The sequence below is a fragment of the Aquamicrobium sp. LC103 genome (genome assembly GCF_001014615.2).
In the GTDB taxonomy this organism is placed as follows: domain Bacteria; phylum Pseudomonadota; class Alphaproteobacteria; order Rhizobiales; family Rhizobiaceae; genus LBCQ02.
In genome coordinates this window covers 251803-268949 of sequence record NZ_LBCQ02000009.1, presented here as the reverse complement: position 1 = coordinate 268949, position 17147 = coordinate 251803, and the positions used below count along the sequence as shown (strand labels likewise).

Genomic DNA, 17147 nt, shown 5'->3' with positions numbered 1-17147 from the left:
CGGCATCGTCCGGTGGCCGGGCCATGCCGACGAGCGGCAAAAGGACATCGGAATGGCGACAGCGGTCGACAAGACGAAATCCCGGCTTGGAGCACGCGGCTTGCGCGGCCTGCTTCTCATCGGGCCGGCCGTCCTCTTCCTCGTCGCCTTTTTCGTGCTGCCGCTGTTCGACAATGCGATGCGCAGTTTCGCCACGGCCGATGGCCAAGGCTTCACCCTTGCCCGCTACGTCCAGCTTCTCACTGACCGCTTCTATCTCGGCGTAACCCTGGAGACGGTGGTGCTCTCCACCGTCGTTACGCTGATCTGCGCCGCCATCGGCTATCCCGTCGCCTATTTCCTCGTACGCAAGGCCGGTCGCTGGAGCGGCCTCGTCATCTTCCTGCTGATCGCGCCGCTTTTGACCTCGATCATCATGCGCACCTTCGGCTGGCAGGTACTGTTTGCCCGGCGCGGCCTCGTCAACAATCTTCTCGTTCAGGAGCTCGGCTGGCTAGAACGGCCGCTGCAGATCATGAACACGCCCGCCATCGCCATAATCGGGCTGGTGCATGTTCTCGTTCCTTTCATGGTGCTATCGATCGCCACCGTGCTGCAGGGCATAGACCGGCGGCTCGAGGAAAGCGCGCAGATCCTCGGCGCGGGACGCTGGCGCACCTTTCGCGAGGTTACCCTGCCGCTGTCGGCGGATGGCATCGGCACCGGGGCGATCCTCGTCTTCATGATCGCCAATGGCAGCTTCGTGACGCTGGTGCTGTTGGGTGGCGGCTTCCAGACGCTGCCGCTCTTCATCTATCAACAGTTCAACACCACGCGCGACTTCTCCATGGCAAGCGCGATGAGCACGGTCCTGCTCGTCATCGCGCTCGCCTGCCTTTATCTGCAATTGCGGCTGGTGCGCCGCCAGGGAGGAAGCTGACATGCGCGCCAGATCGCTTACCGACCTTGTACTCCTCGTCTTCGTCGTTCTGTTCTTTGTCTTCATGCTGGCGCCGATCCTGATCGTGGTGCTGATTTCCTTCACTTCCGCCAGCTTCGCCGCCTTTCCGATCCCCGGCTGGTCCCTGCGTTGGTTCGCGCGCATCTTCGAGTATCAGCCCTTCATCGATGCCCTCCTCGTCAGTTTCACGCTGGCGATCGTCGCAACGTTGCTTTCATGCGTGATCGGCATTCCCGCCAGCCTCTATCTCGCGCGTGCCCGCGCCGGCTGGGCGAACGCCGTGTCGACGTTTCTGCTCTCGCCGCTGTCCATGCCGATGATCGTCATCGGCTTCGCCTCGCTGTTCTTCCTCTCGCAAATCGGCATCGGCGTCTCCTTCACCGCGCTGGTCATCACCCACACGGTCGTGTGCCTGCCTTATGTGCTGCGCACGGTCACTGCCGTCTATCGCTCGATTCCGCCCTCCTATGAGGAAGCCGCGCGCATTCTCGGTGCGAGCCCACTGGTGACCTTCCGCGAGGTGACCCTGCCGCTGATCCGCTCAGGCATCGCGGCGGGCTGCCTGTTCTCCTTCCTCACCTCCTTCGACAACCTGCCGGTTTCCTACTTCTTCGGCAGTTCGCAGACGAACACGCTCCCCGTGGTGATGTTGAGCTACATGGAACATCAGTTCGATCCCTCGATCGCCGCCCTCTCCACGCTGCAACTGCTGTTGGCCGTCGGAGCGCTCATCGTCGCCGACAGGGTTTACGGCATTCACAAGATGACGGTGGCGACGTGAAGCCGCACGACCAACAAACATCAAGGGTACGATCATGACCTTTTCCCTTTCCGCGCTCGACCGAAAGACCGGGATGTTCGGGATAGCGGTCGCGAGTTCCAGCATCGCAGTCGGCAATCGGTGCCCATGGGCGCGCGCCGGCGCAGGTGCGGTCGTGACCCAGCACCGCACCGACATCCGCAGTGGACCGCTCGGCCTCGATCTCCTCTCGCAAGGCTTTTCGGCTCACGAGGTCGTCAACATACTGGTGGCCGGCAGCGACCAGCCGGACCTGCGCCAGTTCGCGGCCGTCGATTGCCTGGGACGCACCGCTTTCTTCAACGGGCCACGCATTGAATCGATCAACACCGCGCATCAGGGCGATGCCTGCATCTCCGTCGGCAATTTCCTCGCCAACGAAAGTGTGACCTCGGCAATGATCGCAGGTTACGAGAGTTCGCAAGCCGACAGCTTCGCCGAACGCCTGCTCGACGCGCTCGACGCAGGAGTTAAAGCGGGCGGCGAGACCCAGCCGGCAATGGCCGCCAAGCTTTTGGTCGTCGATCGTCACGCTTGGCCGCTGGTAGATCTGCGTGTCGACTTCCAGCCTTTGCCGGCAACAGCCTTGCGCACGCTCTGGAAGCACTATGAACCGCTCGTCGATCGCTTCGTCACCCAGGTGCTGCGGCCCGCGGAGCTCAAGCCGTTGATCAATTCGGCCTTGCAGGTTTAGTGCGAAGCTTCAGAAAGCCATATCAGAACGGCGCATTATCAGCTATTTTAGGAACAAAACCGCCGCGCTTGTCTTTGTGAGACGATGTCCGATAATTCTATTTATCGGACATGTTTGACGCGGCTGAGAATCAACGACGTGATTGCCGAGGAATTAAGCCAGTATAGTGCCACAGCCGCGCCTGTGGACACAGTAAAATCTCGTCGCATCCACGCCGAGGCTCGCTGTCGGAAATGATGGATCAGCCGGCACGGAAAAGCACGCGCAGATCATCACGCGGCCGAATGCGCCATCCGTCCGCCTCGCGCAATTCCGGCTTGCCGATCGCGTAGAGGAAATCGAAGACTTCCCAGTCCGGCGTGCCGGCCTCGCTGAGCGCCGGCGCGATCCGCGCGAAAAGCGCTTGCCCCAGTTCGTCGAGCGCCGGGCGACCGGTTGCCTCGACCACGGCCACGACCACCGAGGAATCCTCCTCAGCGGAAAAATCCTGGCTGAACACCTTGTAGTGCGGATTGGCAATCGAAACGCCTACCTGGAACGACGCGATCCTGCCGGAGGAATATTGCTCGCTAAGAAAAGCGGCAAGGCGATCCGCCTCGTCGGCCAGCCTCGTCACGGGCATAATGAAAGTCGCTGCCGCGCCTGCCAGGCCGCTTCCGGCTGCGGCCACGCGTCGGCACGGATATCTGCGAAAGCCGTTGAAGGAGCGCCGCATCTTGGCCGACCAGAGAGTCGGCTTGTCGACGAGCTCACGATAGGCTGCGCTTTCGAGCACGTCGAGCGCCTCGATCTCATAGAGGGTGAAGAAATTGCGCCTCGCACCTTCGCCCGTCGCGTAGCGCTTGCCCGAAAGGAAGCCGGGAACGCTAAGCCTCTCCGGCACATGCTCGAATGTGTGCCAGCATTCATATTCATCGAGCAGCGTCGGATCGAAGCCGTTCCACAGTGCCAGGAAAGCGGAGCCTTGCGAGGACATCACCATCCTCAAGCCCGCGGATGGCGGACGACGACCTTGGAAGCCGTCTTACCGAGCGCCAGAGCGAAGCCCTGCTCGACATCCGCCAGATCGACGCGATGCGTGATCAGGCCCCGCACACGGTCCTGGTTCGCCGCTAGATAGTTTAGGACACGATGCCAGGTGTCGGTGGGCGCGCGATAGGAGCCCCTCACCTGCTGGTGGTTGCGCACCAACTGCGTGAGATCGATCTCGGCCGGCCGGGGGTGGATGCCGGCGATGACGAGGATCCCCCTCTTCTTCAGGCAGGCAAGCGCGTCAGGCACCACCTGGGGAGCACCCGTCGCCTCGATGACCACATCGAACTTGCCGCGCCGGAGGAAAGGGTGAAGCGCTTCTGAAAGCGTCGTTCCGGCCGTATCGACGGTATTGGCGAAACCGAGCTCGTTGAGCGTCTTCAGCCGCGCTTCGTCATTGTGCCCGCAGATAACCACCTCGGATGCTCCGGCAGCATCGCAAAATAACGCGATCCCCTGCCCTATGAAGCCTGGACCAAGCACGAGAACACGATCGTTCTCCTTCACCTCGCCGGTATCGACTGCTTCCGCGCAGACCGTCATCGGCTCCGTCAGCGCGGCGATCTCGAAATCGAGCCCGTCGGGCAGCACCACGCAATTGACGAAAGGCGCAGCCACGTAGCCGGCAAAGGCACCGCTGCGCCCGATGCCGATGCCGCGACGGCCGGTGCAATTTTCCTCGTCGCCGACGCGGCAGGCATCGCATTTACCGCACACCACGGACGGCCGCACAGTGACCCGCGTCCCCACAAAGCGGCTGTCGACCGAAATGCCCGTGGATACGATCGTACCGGCGAATTCGTGGCCAAGCGTGACCGGCATCGCCGACTGCATGGATTCATAACCCGGTGTCCATTCGGCGATATGCAGGTCGGTTCCGCAAATCCCTGTCGCCTCGGTTCGGATCACCACCTCGTCGGCGGGGATTTCCGATATCTCCGGCAGGTCGCGCAACTCGATTCCCGAGCCGGGCCGCACCTTTTGCAAAGCCAGCATGTCACATTGCTTTCGGTTGTCGGCAGCGCGGTTCTAACCGCGCCACCCAAGGAAACGCTTCTCGATAAGGCCGATCAGCCAATTCATGATGAGGCCCATGATCGAAAGGATCGTCACACCGGCGAAAAGCCGCTCGAGATCGTAGAGCGCGCCAGCTTCCAGGATGTAGGAACCGACGCCATATTCAGCGCCCAGCATCTCGGCTGCGACGAGCAGGATGATGGCGATCGAGATCGACACGCGCAGGCCTGAAAGGATTGCCGGGAAAGCGCCCGGCAGGACGATCTTGCGCACGATAGACCACCAGGAAAGCCCGAAACTCTGGCCCATCCTGATCAGACTGCGGTCGACATTGTCGACTGCGCCATAGGTGGCAACGACGGTCGGCGTGAACGTACCGAAGGCGATCAGCGCATATTTTGAGGCTTCATCAATCCCGAACCAGATGACGAAAAGCGGCAGGAGCGCGATCTTGGGGATCGGGAACAGGGCGGCCACCAGCGGCACGAGACCGGCACGGACAAGGCTGAAAAGGCCGATCATCACGCCCAGCGAAACGCCCGCGGCAATGCCAAGGAAGGCGCCGACGAAAAGCCTCTGCAGTGACGGCAGCAGGTGCTTCCACAACAGGCCCGTCTCGTAGAGCTGAACGAACGTGTCCAGCACGGCGGAGGGCCGCGGCAGCGTCAGCGCGGAAATGAAGCCCGTACGCGTGCCGATTTCGGCAAGCCCGATCAGGACGATGAAAACGATGAGGCCGATGCCGCGCACATGCTGCGGAGCAAAGCCGCGGCCGCGGAATTCGACGGGACGGCGAACCATGACATCAGACATCGAGCAACTCCTGGTCGGCGGCGGCGGCCTCTTCGCGCATCAGGTTCCAAAGCTGCTTCTGCTTGGCTTCGAGCTCAGGATTTGCCAGCGTTCGCTGGTCGAGAGGCATATCGATCTCGACGATCTCGCGAATGCGGCCGGGACGGCGCGAAAGAACCACGATGCGATGGCCGAGCCGCACGGCTTCGGCGAGATTGTGCGTCACATAAACGGCCGTAAAGGGTTGGCGGGTCCACAGCGCCACGAGATCGTCCATCAGAAGCTCGCGAGTCTGGCTGTCGAGCGCCGACAGCGGCTCGTCCATCAGCATGACGGCGGGGCGCACAGCGAGCGCGCGCGCGATGGCGACGCGCTGCTTCATGCCACCGGAAAGCTGCTTGGGCAACGCCGTGCGGAAGTCCGACAGGCGTGTCCGCGCCAAAACGTCGGTGACGATCTTGTCCATCTCCGCGCGGCCGATACCGTGATCCTCCAGCACCAGGCGGATATTGCCTTCAACCGTGCGCCACGGCAGCAGCGCAAAGTGCTGAAACACATAGGTCAGCGGGTTGAGCGAATCCTTAGCCGGCTCGCCGATCTGCAGCACAGAGCCCTTCGAAGGGACCTCCAGACCGCCCAGAAAGCGCAGCAAGGTAGATTTTCCGCAACCCGAAGGCCCGATGAGACAGACGATCTGACCCTGAGGGATTTCGAGCGAGATGTCGCGCAACACCTCGACGGCGCCATAGGTGTGGCTGACATTGTCGATCAGCAAATCCATGGGATACTCCAGCGGAGGCCCACGCCGGGGCCTCCGTAGTTCGAGAATGGTCGGTAGGAATGGATCAGATGGTTTCGACGTAGGACGTGTCGAAAAGCATCTCGGGGGTGATGTTCCCCTTGACCATGCCTTCGGACTTGAACCAATCGAGCTGCTCGGTCACCGACTTCAGCGACAGGGCAAGGTTCTTGTTGATGCGCATCGAACCTTCGACCAGATTGTTCTTGGCCTGCTCGAACGGCAGATCGGATTCCACATATTTGTGGCAGATCTTGGCGATTTCATCGACCTCGCCGGCGTCCGCGGTCTTGTCGACGAACGCCTTGTTGTAATCGTCCACGGCCTTGGAATAGGCGCGGATGAAGGCTTCCGTCTTCTGACGCTCGTTGGCGGCATTGCTGGTCGAGGTGAACACCGTGGTGACCTGGTAATCCGGCGCGTAGTCGGAAACGAGCCCGATTTCCTTGGCCGAACCCTCGGCGATCATCTTCTTGCCGATGCTGGACTGGATGGCCCAGGCATCGATCTGGCCCGAAGACAGAGCACCGACGACGGCGCCGACCTTCTGCAGCGGACGCAAGGTGATTTCCGAAAGCGGAATGTTGTTCGCCTGGGCAATCTTGTGCGCCATGAAATGGAAGGACGATCCGGCCGTGGTGATGCCGAAGCTCTTGCCGGCCAGCTCCTTCGGGCTGGTAAGCCCTGCCTCATAGGCCTTGTTGGAAGCCAGGATGATGGCTCCGACGAGGCCCTTCTCTTCCGTGAGCGCGCCACCGATAACCTTGACGGCCTCCTTCTCGGCCAAGCTGATCAGGCCGCCGCTCATCGCGGTGACGCCATAGTCCGCATCGCCCGATGCGATCGCCACCGCCATCGGCTGCGCCGCCTCGAAATATTTCAGCTCCACATCGAGACCTTCGTCCTTGTAGTAGCCGCGCTCGAAGGCGATGAAGCTCGGAGCATGGCTCGCGAGACGGATCACGCCAAGATTGACCTTCGTGTTGGCACGCGCGGGCATGCCGAGACCCATCATGGTACCGGCGGCGCCGAGACCGATGAGTGCTTGCCTTCGATTCAATGAAAATTTCAGCATTTCTGTTGTCATCCTTCCTAGGTTTTGCCTCTTTGAGGGCTGTTTTGAAACGTTGTTGCCAGTTGCAACGCTGTCATTCAATAACCGAATTATTCGCCAGTCATGCCTTCATGGCATGCCTCCAGCCCCCGTGCGATAAGGTCAGGCTCGTCGAGCCTCCTGTGCAGTATGTCAATCAGTTTCTTCAGATTGTTGGAGCGCGGACGCTTGCGGTTCCAAAGAACTGATATGTCGAAATCCGGCGATTTTTCGATGCGCTTCACCACGACATCGTTACCGATGGGGCCCATTGCCGTCAGGGCATCGACCAGCGCCACGCCCATGCCTTGATTGGCGAGCGCCAACGCGGTGTCGGAGAAGCGCACCACGGCCTTGATGTTGACCGAGACATTCGCGTCCTTGAGGAACTTGTCGACCACGATGTGATGGGCGCCACCACCGGGAAAAGCGATGAAATCCACGCCTTTGAGATCCTGCGCCGAGATCGCGTCGCGCGATGCGAGGGCATGATCACGCGGTACGATCGCCACCAGCCCGGCCTTGCCGACCTGTTCTGAGGCGATCAGCGGATGCTGCATCTTCGCGATGGTGACGAGGCATTCGCCGCGGCCGGTGACTAGATAATCCTCCATCTGGTCGACGGCGAGCACGTCGAAGAAGAGCTCAAGCGAAGGCACGCTGACCGAAAGCGCCTTCAGGGCCTGGGGCACCAGGGCGCGGGCCACGCTCGCCGTTGCGCCGACGCGGAAAACGGTCGCCTCGCCGCGGGTGATGCGCGCGATCTGACCGGAGAGACCGGAGATCTGGCGCACGATGTTATCGACCTCGCCGAAGATCAGCAGCGCCTCCGACGTCGGGATGAGGCCGCCCCTTTCGCGCGCGAAAAGCTCGACGCCGAGCAAGTCCTCCATGCGCCTTATGGTCCGGCTCAGCGAGGGCTGCGAGACGTTGAGCACCTTGGAGGCGCCGGTAATCGAGCGCGCCAGCACGACCGCGTGGAAAACCTCGATCTGACGCAGGCTGAGCACCGGCTCGCCATCTTGGGGCGTCTCGCGTTGCTGCTTGCCGGCCATCGCTACCCACGCTCCAGGAACGGCACGAGATCGGCAAGCACGTCATCCGATGCGCGCTCGGCGAGCAGATGGCCTCCCTCGAGACCCCGACCAGAAACGTCGCCAGCCCAATCCTTCCAGATATCCAACGGAACACGACCGCCACCGAAGGTCTTCCCCTCCTCCCAAAGGACGAGTACGGGGCAGCCGATCTTGCGGCCGTTGCCCCTGTCTTCCAGGTCAAGGTGCTCGTCGACGCCCGCTCCGGCGCGATAATCCTCGCACATCGCATGCCGCACGGCGGGATCACGGAACGCGCGGCGATATTCACCAAGCGCCCTCGCATCGAGATGGTCGAGCTCTCCCGCCATCTTGGTCAATGTAAGGTCGATGAAGTAATCGGGATCGGAGGCAAGAAGCCGCTCCGGCAGGTCGAATGGCTGCGCCATCAAGAACCAGTGGAACGCGCCCATGCCGAATTTCTTGTCGGCGCCGGACCAGACGTCCGAGGTTGGTACCACGGCAAGCGAGGCGAGGGCCGTCACCACGTCGGGCATGTCCAATGCCATGCGATAGGCGACGCGGGCGCCGCGATCATGACCCACGACGGCGTACCGCCTATGCCCCAAAGAGGTCATCAACTCGTGCAGTTGGGCACCCATCCAGCGCTTGCTGCCAGGCTCTGGAAGCGCGCCGACGACCTTGCTGTCGCCATAGCCCGGAAGGTCGACCGCGACGACCGTATGCCTTTCGGCCAGCGTGCCGGCGACGCGATGCCAGGCCGCCTTGGTCTGAGGATATCCATGCACCAGCAGAACCGGCTTTCCCGCGCCGCCGACGACCGCCGAAAGCCGCGCCTGCGAGGTCTCTATCGTGACCTCGCGAAATCCCGGAAACAGTTCGGCGGTAGCGTTCATTGGATATCCCGTTCTTGCGGCACTCAGGCGAGCGGAGAGAAATCCGTCGGCTTGAGGATCGACGATTTCAGCTCTACGATCGCGTCGAGCTCCTTGTTCTTGGCACCGAACTCGGTCCAGCGCGGATCGGTGGCCATCCTTCCCCGACGCGCGGCGCGGTCGTCGAGGCTTTCATAGGCCCATATATGCACGACCTGGTTCGCCGTCCCGAATTCGGTGGTGAAGAAGCCGATAAGCTTGCCGAGATGTTCCTGCTGCACCGCGAGGGCGTGGCTTTTGTAGAGCGCAAGCCAATCCGCCAGCTTGGTCGGCTTCAGCGTATAGGTTCTCATTTCATAGATCATTCGAGGCAATCCTTCTATTGCAACGGCTTGATGCGGCTCACCGCATCGAGCGCCGCGAGATAACCGAAAGTCAATGCCGGACCGAGCGTTATGCCGGGACCGGGATAGGTACCGTTCATGACGGAATTCATGTCGTTGCCTGCGGCGTAAAGCCCCGTGACCGGTTTTCCGTCGATGTCGAGCGCGCGCGCATTCGCATCCGTACGCACGCCCCTTGCCGAGCCAAGGTCGCCGGTGACCAGCCTGACCGCATAAAACGGCGCCTGGCCGATCGGGGCAAGGCAGGGATTGGGTCGATGGTTGGGATCGCCCATCGATCGGTTGTAGGAGCTGGTTCCCTTGCCGAATTCGGGATCGACACCGCGCACGGCGTCGGCATTGTGACGCGCGACCGTGTCGGCGAGAGCGCTCGGATCGACGCCGATCCGCTTAGCCAGCTCGGTGATGCTGGCCGCCTTGACGAGATATCCGCTTTTCACCAGGCCAGCGTTCGATGCAGGCGCGGGGCGTGCCAGTCCCATGCCGTAGGCGCTCAACGCGGCTGAATCGCAGACGAGGTGGCAAGGTGAGTTCACTTGCGGATCGGCCTGCATGGCGAGAACGAAACGATGGTAGGAATCCGCCTCGTTGACGAAGCGGCGGCCCTGTCGGTTCACCGCGATCAGGCCGGGCTTGGCCCGATCAGTGACGAGGTGCGGGAATTTCTCCTCGCGTCCATCCCCATGCGTCAACACCGAGACCGGTGCCCAATAGAAATTCGACACGAGCCCTTCGCCTAGGGCACCGCCTGCCGTCGAGGCGAGCGTTAAGCCGTCGCCGACATTTCCTGGCGGAGACATTGAACGGTGCGAAGCGTCGGTCCGCGGACGCCACTGACCGGCATCCCTCGACGCACCGAAGCCCCCGGTGGCAAGAACGACGCCTGTCCTGGACCGGATCTCACGTTCGCCCGTCGGCGTATCCACGACGATGCCGCGGATCTCGCCGCCCTCGTCGATCAGGCGGCTGGCCCTCAAGCCTGTCCGCAGGTCGACGCCGAGATCGAGCGCGGAGCGGGCGAGGCGGGCAATCAGCGCATTTCCCACCACGAGGCGCGTGCCGCGCTCATGGGAAAACCTGTCCTTCGCATAGCGCGCAATGAGCTTCAGGCAATGCTTCAGAGAGGCCCAGGAACGGCGAGCATTCAAGAAATGCTGCACGTCGACGCGATTGACCATCATGCCGCCGAACAAAAGCATGCCTTCAGGCGGCTTACGCAGCTCCCTGAAACGGTCGCCGAGCTGGCTGCCGTCATATTCCAGCACTTCCAGCGCCCGACCACCGTCGGACGAGCCATCCAGCTCCATGTGATAGTCGGGAGAGATCGGCCGGACCTTGAATTTCAGCTCCGACTTTTCCTCCAGAAACGCCAATGCCTCCCCTCCCCGCTCCAGGAAGGCGTTTACCAGCGGCAGGTCGGCTCCGTCGCCGATCATGTGGGTGAGGTAGGTTCGCGCCGTCTCCAGCGACGCGTCGAGCTTCGCCTCGGCGGCCTGGCGGTTGCCGGGAATCCAGATCGTGCCGCCCGAGATCGCCGACGCACCGCCGAAATGCGCCTCCTTCTCCGCGACCAGCACTTTGAGCCCGTGGCTGGCCGCGGTGAAGGCTGCAGAAAGGCCGGCAGCACCGCTGCCAAGTACGATCAGATCGTAGCTTTCCGCTATGTCGCTATTTCGTTTCATTCCTCGCTCCTCCCCGCACCGTCAGACGACGGCGCCCTGCCCTTCCAGCGTCTTTCTTAGCCTGGCGACGTCGGCTTCGATGCCCTCAGCCGCCAGCGCGGCGGAAACGCCTGCTGCGTGCCCGGTGGCAAAAGCCGTGCCCATGACGCGGATCGAGCCATATGCCTTCGGATCGGCGCCAATAACACGTCCGCCAAGGCGCAGATTGACGATCTTCGCGGCCTCGACGGCGCCTGCGCGCACGTCGAAGAAGCCTTCCCCACCTATGTCCAGGAAACGTGCCTTGCCGGGCGCCTCGTGGACCTCCATGGGCCAGCTCGCACGTGCAATGCCATCCTCGTGGCGGCGGCCCTCGACGATGTCCTGCTCGACCACGTCGGCGCGCGAGAACGGCCGTCGCGTCTCCCGGATGCCCATTTGCGGACCGGTCGAGACCAGATAGGCCTTCTCGAAACCCGGATGACGGCGCAACACCCCCAGGTTCCGCCAAGCGAGTTCGCGCGCCTTGAACTCGACATCGGTCAGGCTCTCGCCGGTGATGCCGTCCGTCTCCAGGTCGATCGCCATCCACCACATATCGTTGCTGAGGGGAAGCCGCGAGACCACGCCGCCGTCGTCCCGCAGGATCGGCGTCTCCGCGGTCTTGTTGTGCTCAGCGATCAGCCCGGCCATGATCGTTCGGTCGAAGACGACGGCATCCGGCACACCGCCGATGCGGATCGGAAAGGATGCCGCCTGAAGATGGGCGTTCGCCCCGCCTTCCTGGCTCAGCGGCACGCCGGCGAGAGTCGAAAGCGTTGCCTCGCCGCTGGCGTCGACGAAGGCGCCAGCCTCGACAATGGTCATGCCGGAATGATCGACCAGCGTCACCGAACGGATGCGATCGCCTTCCACCTCGGCGTCGATCAGGCGGGTGTGCAGACGCACATCGACCGCGCTGCCCCGAGCCAGGCGGTCGAAGCCGAGCTTCGCCGCCTCCGGATCGAGCATGATGATCCAGTAGCCGCTTTTCGAGACGATCGGCGCAATGTCGACGCCCAGTCGCTTCAGCTCCAGAAGCAGATCCTGGCCGACGCCGAGCACGGTCTGTCTGGCTGTCTCGCCGCGCGCGAAGAAACCGCAATAGGCGAGCACCTGGGCATTGGTGGCCGCACCGCCCATGAAACCGTAGCGCTCGACGAGAAGCGTCCTGGCGCCCGTCCTCGCCGCGCCCACGGCCGCCGCTATGCCGCCCGCGCCCGCGCCGACCACCACCACGTCATATTTCTGAACTGTCTTTGTCATGCCTTCTCGTACGATGCGCTTTTGCTGAAATCTTCTCAGGAGGCGTCGTCGATGACGCCCATATGGCCGCCGAGCAGCGCGAGCTGTGCCTTCGCCATCTGCGGCCCGGTCTGTATCGAAAGGCCACGCGCCTGCGCGGCCGCGAGGAAAGGTGTTACCTCCGGCGAAGTGACCACGTCCGCGACGAGCGCCGACGCCTTGAGCTCGGCCAGCGCTTCCCCGGCCAGCGGCAGCGGATCGCCTTGCTTCATGCCGAGCGGCGTGGCGTTGGCCACCAGGTCGAGTGCGTCGAGATCGCCAGACTGCGTGCTGATCTCGGTTGCGGGAAATTCCGTATGCAAAAGGCCGGCAAGCCGTTCTGCGCGCGCGGTGTCGATGTCAGATAAGGCGAGCGAGGCAACACCTGTCTCGCAAAGCGCATGGGCGATCGCGCTTCCCGCGCCACCGCCGCCGATGACCAGCGCACGCTTGCCCGCCGGCTCGAAGCCGTTCCGGCGCGCGGCTTCGACGAAGCCAAGTCCGTCAACCATGTCGCCCGTCAATGTGCCATCGGCCTCGCGCCTGACCACATTGGCCGCACCCAGCAGGGCCGCTCGCGGCGTGATCACGTCAACGCCGGCCGCAACGGCCTGCTTGTGCGGTATCGTCACGACGAAGCCGTCGAGGTTCTTCCAGCGCCTGGCCATCGACAGGAAGTCGGAGACGCCCTCCGGCGCTAGGTCCATAGCGATCATCGCCACGTCCGTGCCGGATTGCGCGAACGCCGCATTGAAGTTTTCCGGCGACTTAACCTGAGCCACCGGCGAGCCGATGATCGCGACGATGCGCGTGCTGCCCTTGATCATTCTGCATTCCTCCGCGGCCGTCGGCCGTCTTGCGACGCTTGCCGTCTAGCCCAGGAAAATGACTGCCTTCCCTCTCGCGAGCCAATAGAATATGAGAGGCAGCTTATAATCCGAAGTTATAGAGCTTCGTGCTTTTAAGGGCAGAAGTAATGGCAAAACCCAGATTGAAAGAACGTCAGATCGAGGTTTTCCGGGCGGTGATGGCGACGGGCTCGCTGACCTCGGCCTCGCAACAGCTCGGGGTCTCCCAGCCCAGCCTCAGCATGACGATCCGCCGCTTCGAGGACGAAATCGGCGCCCGGCTGTTCGAGCGCATCGGTGGACGGCTCGTCCCCACGGAGGAAGCCAAGCTTATTCTTGTCGAGGTGGAGCGGGTCTACGGCCAATTCGACCGGCTTTCGGAGGCGATCCATTCGATCGCAACGGGCGATTCCTCGGTTTTCCGCTTCGGCACCACCCCCAGCATCGGTATGCGGCTGGTGCCGAAAGCGTTGAAGGTACTCAAGGAGCGTCACGGCTCACGCACCTTCTATTGCGATTTCCTCTCGCAAAAGGACATCCGCGACTATCTGCTCTTCGGCCAGGGGTCCTGCGTGACCACGATCGCCGAAGCCAATGACCCAACGCTGGAGACGGCGGTGATCGCGAAGGGCAAGCTCGTCTGCCTGATGCCACGCACCCATCGGCTGGCGCATCGCGCCTCCATCTCGCCGGGCATGCTGCAGGACGAGGCGCTGATCTCCTTCGGCGCGGAGACACCGCACGGGCGCTATATCGACGCCACCTATGCGCGCGCGGGCGTCAGCCGCAAGACCGACGTCTTCGTCCATTTCGTGGAGGCTGCGATCTCCTTCGTCTACGAGAATATAGGCGTTTCCGTCATAGACGAGTTTTCAGCCATGGATTGCGAGCGGATGGAGCTGGTGGCCATTCCGGTCGAGGACAGTGTGGAAATCCCCGCTTATGTCCACTGGTGCCGGTTTCGCCCGCGCCCGAAGGCAACCGACGAACTGATCGAAGCGCTGAAAGACGTCGCGCGCTCGCGCGGTATCGGCACCGCCTGATCCTAGGTGGCCGAAGCAGACGCCGGGCCTGCTCCCGAAGCTCCTGCACGCTACTCGATATCGAAGGAGACGCCCTGTGCGAGCGGTAGCGCCTTCGAATAGTTTACCGTGTTGGTCGCGCGCCGCATATAGGCTTTCCAGGCGTCCGAACCGCTCTCGCGGCCACCGCCGGTTTCCTTCTCGCCGCCGAACGCGCCCCCGATCTCCGCACCTGATGTGCCGATGTTCACGTTGGCGATGCCGCAGTCGGAACCGTCGGCTCCAAGGAAACGCTCCGATTCCTGCAGATCACGCGTGAAGATCGACGAGGACAGGCCGGCTCCCACCGCATTGTGCAGCTCCAGCGCCTTGTCGAAGTCTGAATATTTCATCACATAGAGGATCGGCGCAAAGGTTTCCTCCAGCACCGGTCCGGTCTGTTCCGGCATCTCGATGATCGCCGGGCGCACGTAATAAGCGTCCGCGCCGCCGGTTTCGACCCGCTCGCCACCAGTCACCTTGCCACCATGGGCTTTCGCCGCCTCCAGCGCCTTCTGCATGTTGTCGAAGGCCGCCTTGTCGATCAGCGGGCCGACCAGGGCGCTCGTCTCCAAGGGGCTGCCGACGGAAACGCTCTCATAGGCCTTCTTCAGGCGCGGCACGAGCTGGTCGTAGACGCTGTCGTGCACGAAGAGGCGACGTAGTGTGGTGCAGCGCTGGCCGGCCGTGCCCATCGCGCCGAAGGCGATCGCGCGCAGCGCCATGTCGAGATCGGCCGAAGGACAGACTATGCCGGCATTGTTGCCGCCGAGCTCGAGCACCGCGCGGGCGAAACGCTTGGCAAGTCGCGGAGCGACCTCACGGCCCATGCGCGTGGAACCGGTCGCCGAAACGAGCGGCACCTTTGGATGATCGACAAGGACCTCGCCGATCTTCCGGTCGCCGACGAGGACCTGCAGAAGGCCCGCCGGGGCGTCTCCGAAGCGCTCGAGGGCACGTGCGAAGATCGCCTCGCAGGCAAGTGCGGTCAGCGGCGTCTTCTCGGACGGTTTCCAGACCACTGCATCGCCGCAGACGAAGGCCAGCGCGGCATTCCACGACCAGACCGCGACGGGGAAATTGAAAGCCGAGATCACGCCGACAACGCCAAGCGGATGCCAGGTTTCCATCATGCGGTGGCCCGGTCGCTCGGTGGCTATGGTGAGCCCGTAGAGCTGACGGGAAAGACCGACAGCGAAATCGCAAATGTCGATCATCTCCTGCACCTCACCGAGGCCTTCGGACGGTACCTTGCCCACCTCGATCGATACCAGCCGGCCGAGATCCTCCTTCGAGGCGCGCAGTTCCTCGCCCAAAAGCCGCACCAGTTCGCCACGGCGCGGCGCCGGTACCAGTCGCCAGGAGCGGAAAGCCGCGTCAGCGGCTTCGATCGCAGCGCCCGCCTCGGCTTCCGACATCGATCCAAGCGCCGCGATCTCATCGCCGCTCACCGGCGTGCGGACCTTCAGGTCCCCGCCCGAAAGCCGGCGTTCGTTCACGCCCAATCGCGCGAGAAGTTCCGTCGTCTCTTTCCTGATGCCCATTTTTTCCTATTCCTTTCCCAGAAGAGCGCTCATCGGCGCGGGGCCAACCTCCTTGCGGAGCGCGTTGCTCTCATTCGCCGATCGTCTTAGGCCATTCCGCCCAGCCGCCCAAGACCGTATCGCAATCGTGCGACTGTCTTCGACGCCCAAGACGGATTGCAGTCATTCTCGGATAGGATAATAGCGGTCTCGGAACGTGAAAAATTGCGCTGAATTCGACTGGGTTGATACCGAAACAGAATGACGACAGCGAGAAAACTGATCCCCGACATCGACAAGCTCCAGGCGTTCGAATGCGCGGCGCGTCACGGTAGCTTTACGCAGGCGGCAAGGGAACTCAACCTGACGCAAAGCGCGGTCAGCCGCCAGATCAAGGAGTTGGAAAATCAGCTCGGCGTCGCGCTCTTCGAACGCGTGCGGCAAAGAGTGTTACTCTCGGCGGCCGGCCAACGCTTCCTGCCCGAGGTTCGCCGACTGCTGGCGCAATCGGAAGAAGCGATGCTGCGGGTCATGACCTCGCCCAGCGCCTCTTCCCTCAGCCTTGCGACGCTTCCCGCCTTCGGGGCGCGCTGGCTGGTGCCGCGGCTGCCTAATTTCCTTTCCCGAAATCCCGACATCGCGCTCAATATCGTTTCCCGTTCGCAACCCTTCGATCTTGAGGAAAGCGTCTTCGACGCGGCCATTCACTACGGCCAGCCGATCTGGGCGCACGCGACCTGTCGCTATATCTGTCGCGAGGAAATCCTGCCCGTGGCCGCCCCCGCCTTCCTGGCAAGGCATGGCGGCAATACGATCAAGGCTCTGGAAGCCGGTCCGCTTCTCCACCTCGCCACGCGACCGAAAGCCTGGGCCGACTGGTTCCAATCGGTCGGATCGCAGGCCGATACCGTCTATCGCGGGCATCGCTTCGACCAATTCATGATGGTCATCCAAGCCGCCATAGCCGGGCTCGGCTTCGCGCTTCTTCCCAGGTATCTGATCGAGCAGGAATTGCGGGACGAGATCCTGCAAGTGGTGATCGATCGGTCGCTTCCCACCGAAAACAGCTACTATTTCGTGGTGCCGGATGGACGGCTGGAAAATCCGCTGGCTAACGAGCTCTATGAATGGATCATCGGTCAGGTGAAAAAAAGAACGCCCTGAAGGCTGAGCGTCACCCTATTTGCCGGTGAAGGCCATGACAGCGCGATGCCACCTTCCGGCACGCGCC

The 17147-nt window shown here is 62.6% G+C and carries 17 protein-coding genes; 5 read left to right on the top strand and 12 right to left on the bottom strand.

Annotation, left to right across the window (positions count from 1 at the left end):
• Positions 1–52: 52 nt before the first annotated feature.
• The 3 genes from XW59_RS18790 to XW59_RS18780 are packed head-to-tail and all read left to right on the top strand — an operon-like array spanning position 53 to position 2433.
• Entirely contained in the window at positions 53–919 is an 867-nt protein-coding gene (locus tag XW59_RS18790) for an ABC transporter permease (protein ID WP_047146949.1), read from the top strand.
• A 1-nt stretch (position 920) separates the two neighbouring features.
• Positions 921–1721 (top strand): ABC transporter permease, encoded by an 801-nt coding sequence (locus XW59_RS18785; protein ID WP_047146878.1) that lies wholly within the window; start codon positions 921–923, stop codon positions 1719–1721.
• 34 nt (positions 1722–1755) lie between these two features.
• Positions 1756–2433, top strand: a complete 678-nt coding sequence (locus tag XW59_RS18780; RefSeq protein ID WP_047146877.1) for a DUF1028 domain-containing protein — start codon at positions 1756–1758, stop codon at positions 2431–2433.
• A 241-nt stretch (positions 2434–2674) separates the two neighbouring features.
• Here the strand turns inward: XW59_RS18780 and XW59_RS18775 are convergent, their stop codons facing one another.
• The 11 genes from XW59_RS18775 to XW59_RS18725 form a co-directional block, all read right to left on the bottom strand.
• Positions 2675–3409 (bottom strand): hypothetical protein, encoded by a 735-nt coding sequence (locus tag XW59_RS18775; RefSeq protein WP_136068334.1) that lies wholly within the window; start codon positions 3407–3409, stop codon positions 2675–2677.
• An 8-nt stretch (positions 3410–3417) separates the two neighbouring features.
• Complete coding sequence (locus XW59_RS18770; RefSeq protein WP_047146876.1) at positions 3418–4461, bottom strand: alcohol dehydrogenase catalytic domain-containing protein; 1044 nt, start codon at positions 4459–4461, stop codon at positions 3418–3420.
• Between the two features lie 33 nt (positions 4462–4494).
• Positions 4495–5295, bottom strand: coding sequence for an ABC transporter permease (locus XW59_RS18765; RefSeq protein WP_047146875.1), 801 nt, complete (start codon positions 5293–5295; stop codon positions 4495–4497).
• The gene (locus XW59_RS18760) at positions 5288–6055 is read right to left on the bottom strand and encodes an ABC transporter ATP-binding protein (RefSeq protein ID WP_047146874.1); all 768 of its coding nucleotides are present in this window, start codon (positions 6053–6055) and stop codon (positions 5288–5290) included. The genes XW59_RS18765 and XW59_RS18760 overlap by 8 nt, the downstream gene beginning before the upstream one ends.
• A gap of 64 nt (positions 6056–6119) precedes the next feature.
• A complete protein-coding gene (locus XW59_RS18755) occupies positions 6120–7145 on the bottom strand; it encodes an ABC transporter substrate-binding protein (protein ID WP_136068342.1) in 1026 nt (341 codons plus the stop codon).
• 92 nt (positions 7146–7237) lie between these two features.
• Positions 7238–8221 carry a LysR family transcriptional regulator gene (locus XW59_RS18750; RefSeq protein ID WP_052958254.1) on the bottom strand — a complete coding sequence of 328 codons (984 nt, stop codon included), beginning with the start codon at positions 8219–8221 and terminating at the stop codon, positions 7238–7240.
• 2 nt (positions 8222–8223) lie between these two features.
• Positions 8224–9117: an alpha/beta hydrolase gene (locus XW59_RS18745; protein ID WP_047146872.1), complete on the bottom strand. Its 894-nt coding sequence runs from the start codon at positions 9115–9117 to the stop codon at positions 8224–8226.
• A 23-nt stretch (positions 9118–9140) separates the two neighbouring features.
• Complete coding sequence (locus XW59_RS18740; protein WP_170990184.1) at positions 9141–9461, bottom strand: NIPSNAP family protein; 321 nt, start codon at positions 9459–9461, stop codon at positions 9141–9143.
• 14 nt (positions 9462–9475) lie between these two features.
• The gene (locus XW59_RS18735; RefSeq protein ID WP_047146871.1) at positions 9476–11182 is read right to left on the bottom strand and encodes an FAD-dependent oxidoreductase; all 1707 of its coding nucleotides are present in this window, start codon (positions 11180–11182) and stop codon (positions 9476–9478) included.
• 21 nt (positions 11183–11203) lie between these two features.
• Positions 11204–12466 carry an FAD-dependent oxidoreductase gene (locus XW59_RS18730; protein WP_047146870.1) on the bottom strand — a complete coding sequence of 421 codons (1263 nt, stop codon included), beginning with the start codon at positions 12464–12466 and terminating at the stop codon, positions 11204–11206.
• 35 nt (positions 12467–12501) lie between these two features.
• The gene (locus XW59_RS18725; protein WP_047146869.1) at positions 12502–13311 is read right to left on the bottom strand and encodes a shikimate dehydrogenase; all 810 of its coding nucleotides are present in this window, start codon (positions 13309–13311) and stop codon (positions 12502–12504) included.
• Between the two features lie 149 nt (positions 13312–13460).
• Here XW59_RS18725 and XW59_RS18720 point away from each other — a divergent pair, with 149 nt between their 5' ends.
• Positions 13461–14375 carry a LysR family transcriptional regulator gene (locus XW59_RS18720; protein WP_082137688.1) on the top strand — a complete coding sequence of 305 codons (915 nt, stop codon included), beginning with the start codon at positions 13461–13463 and terminating at the stop codon, positions 14373–14375.
• 50 nt (positions 14376–14425) lie between these two features.
• On the opposite strand, the gene XW59_RS18715 is transcribed toward XW59_RS18720, so the two are convergent.
• Positions 14426–15937, bottom strand: coding sequence for an aldehyde dehydrogenase family protein (locus XW59_RS18715; RefSeq protein ID WP_047146867.1), 1512 nt, complete (start codon positions 15935–15937; stop codon positions 14426–14428).
• Between the two features lie 240 nt (positions 15938–16177).
• Here XW59_RS18715 and XW59_RS18710 point away from each other — a divergent pair, with 240 nt between their 5' ends.
• Positions 16178–17080, top strand: a complete 903-nt coding sequence (locus XW59_RS18710; RefSeq protein WP_047146866.1) for a LysR family transcriptional regulator — start codon at positions 16178–16180, stop codon at positions 17078–17080.
• The last annotated feature ends 67 nt before the right edge of the window (positions 17081–17147 follow it).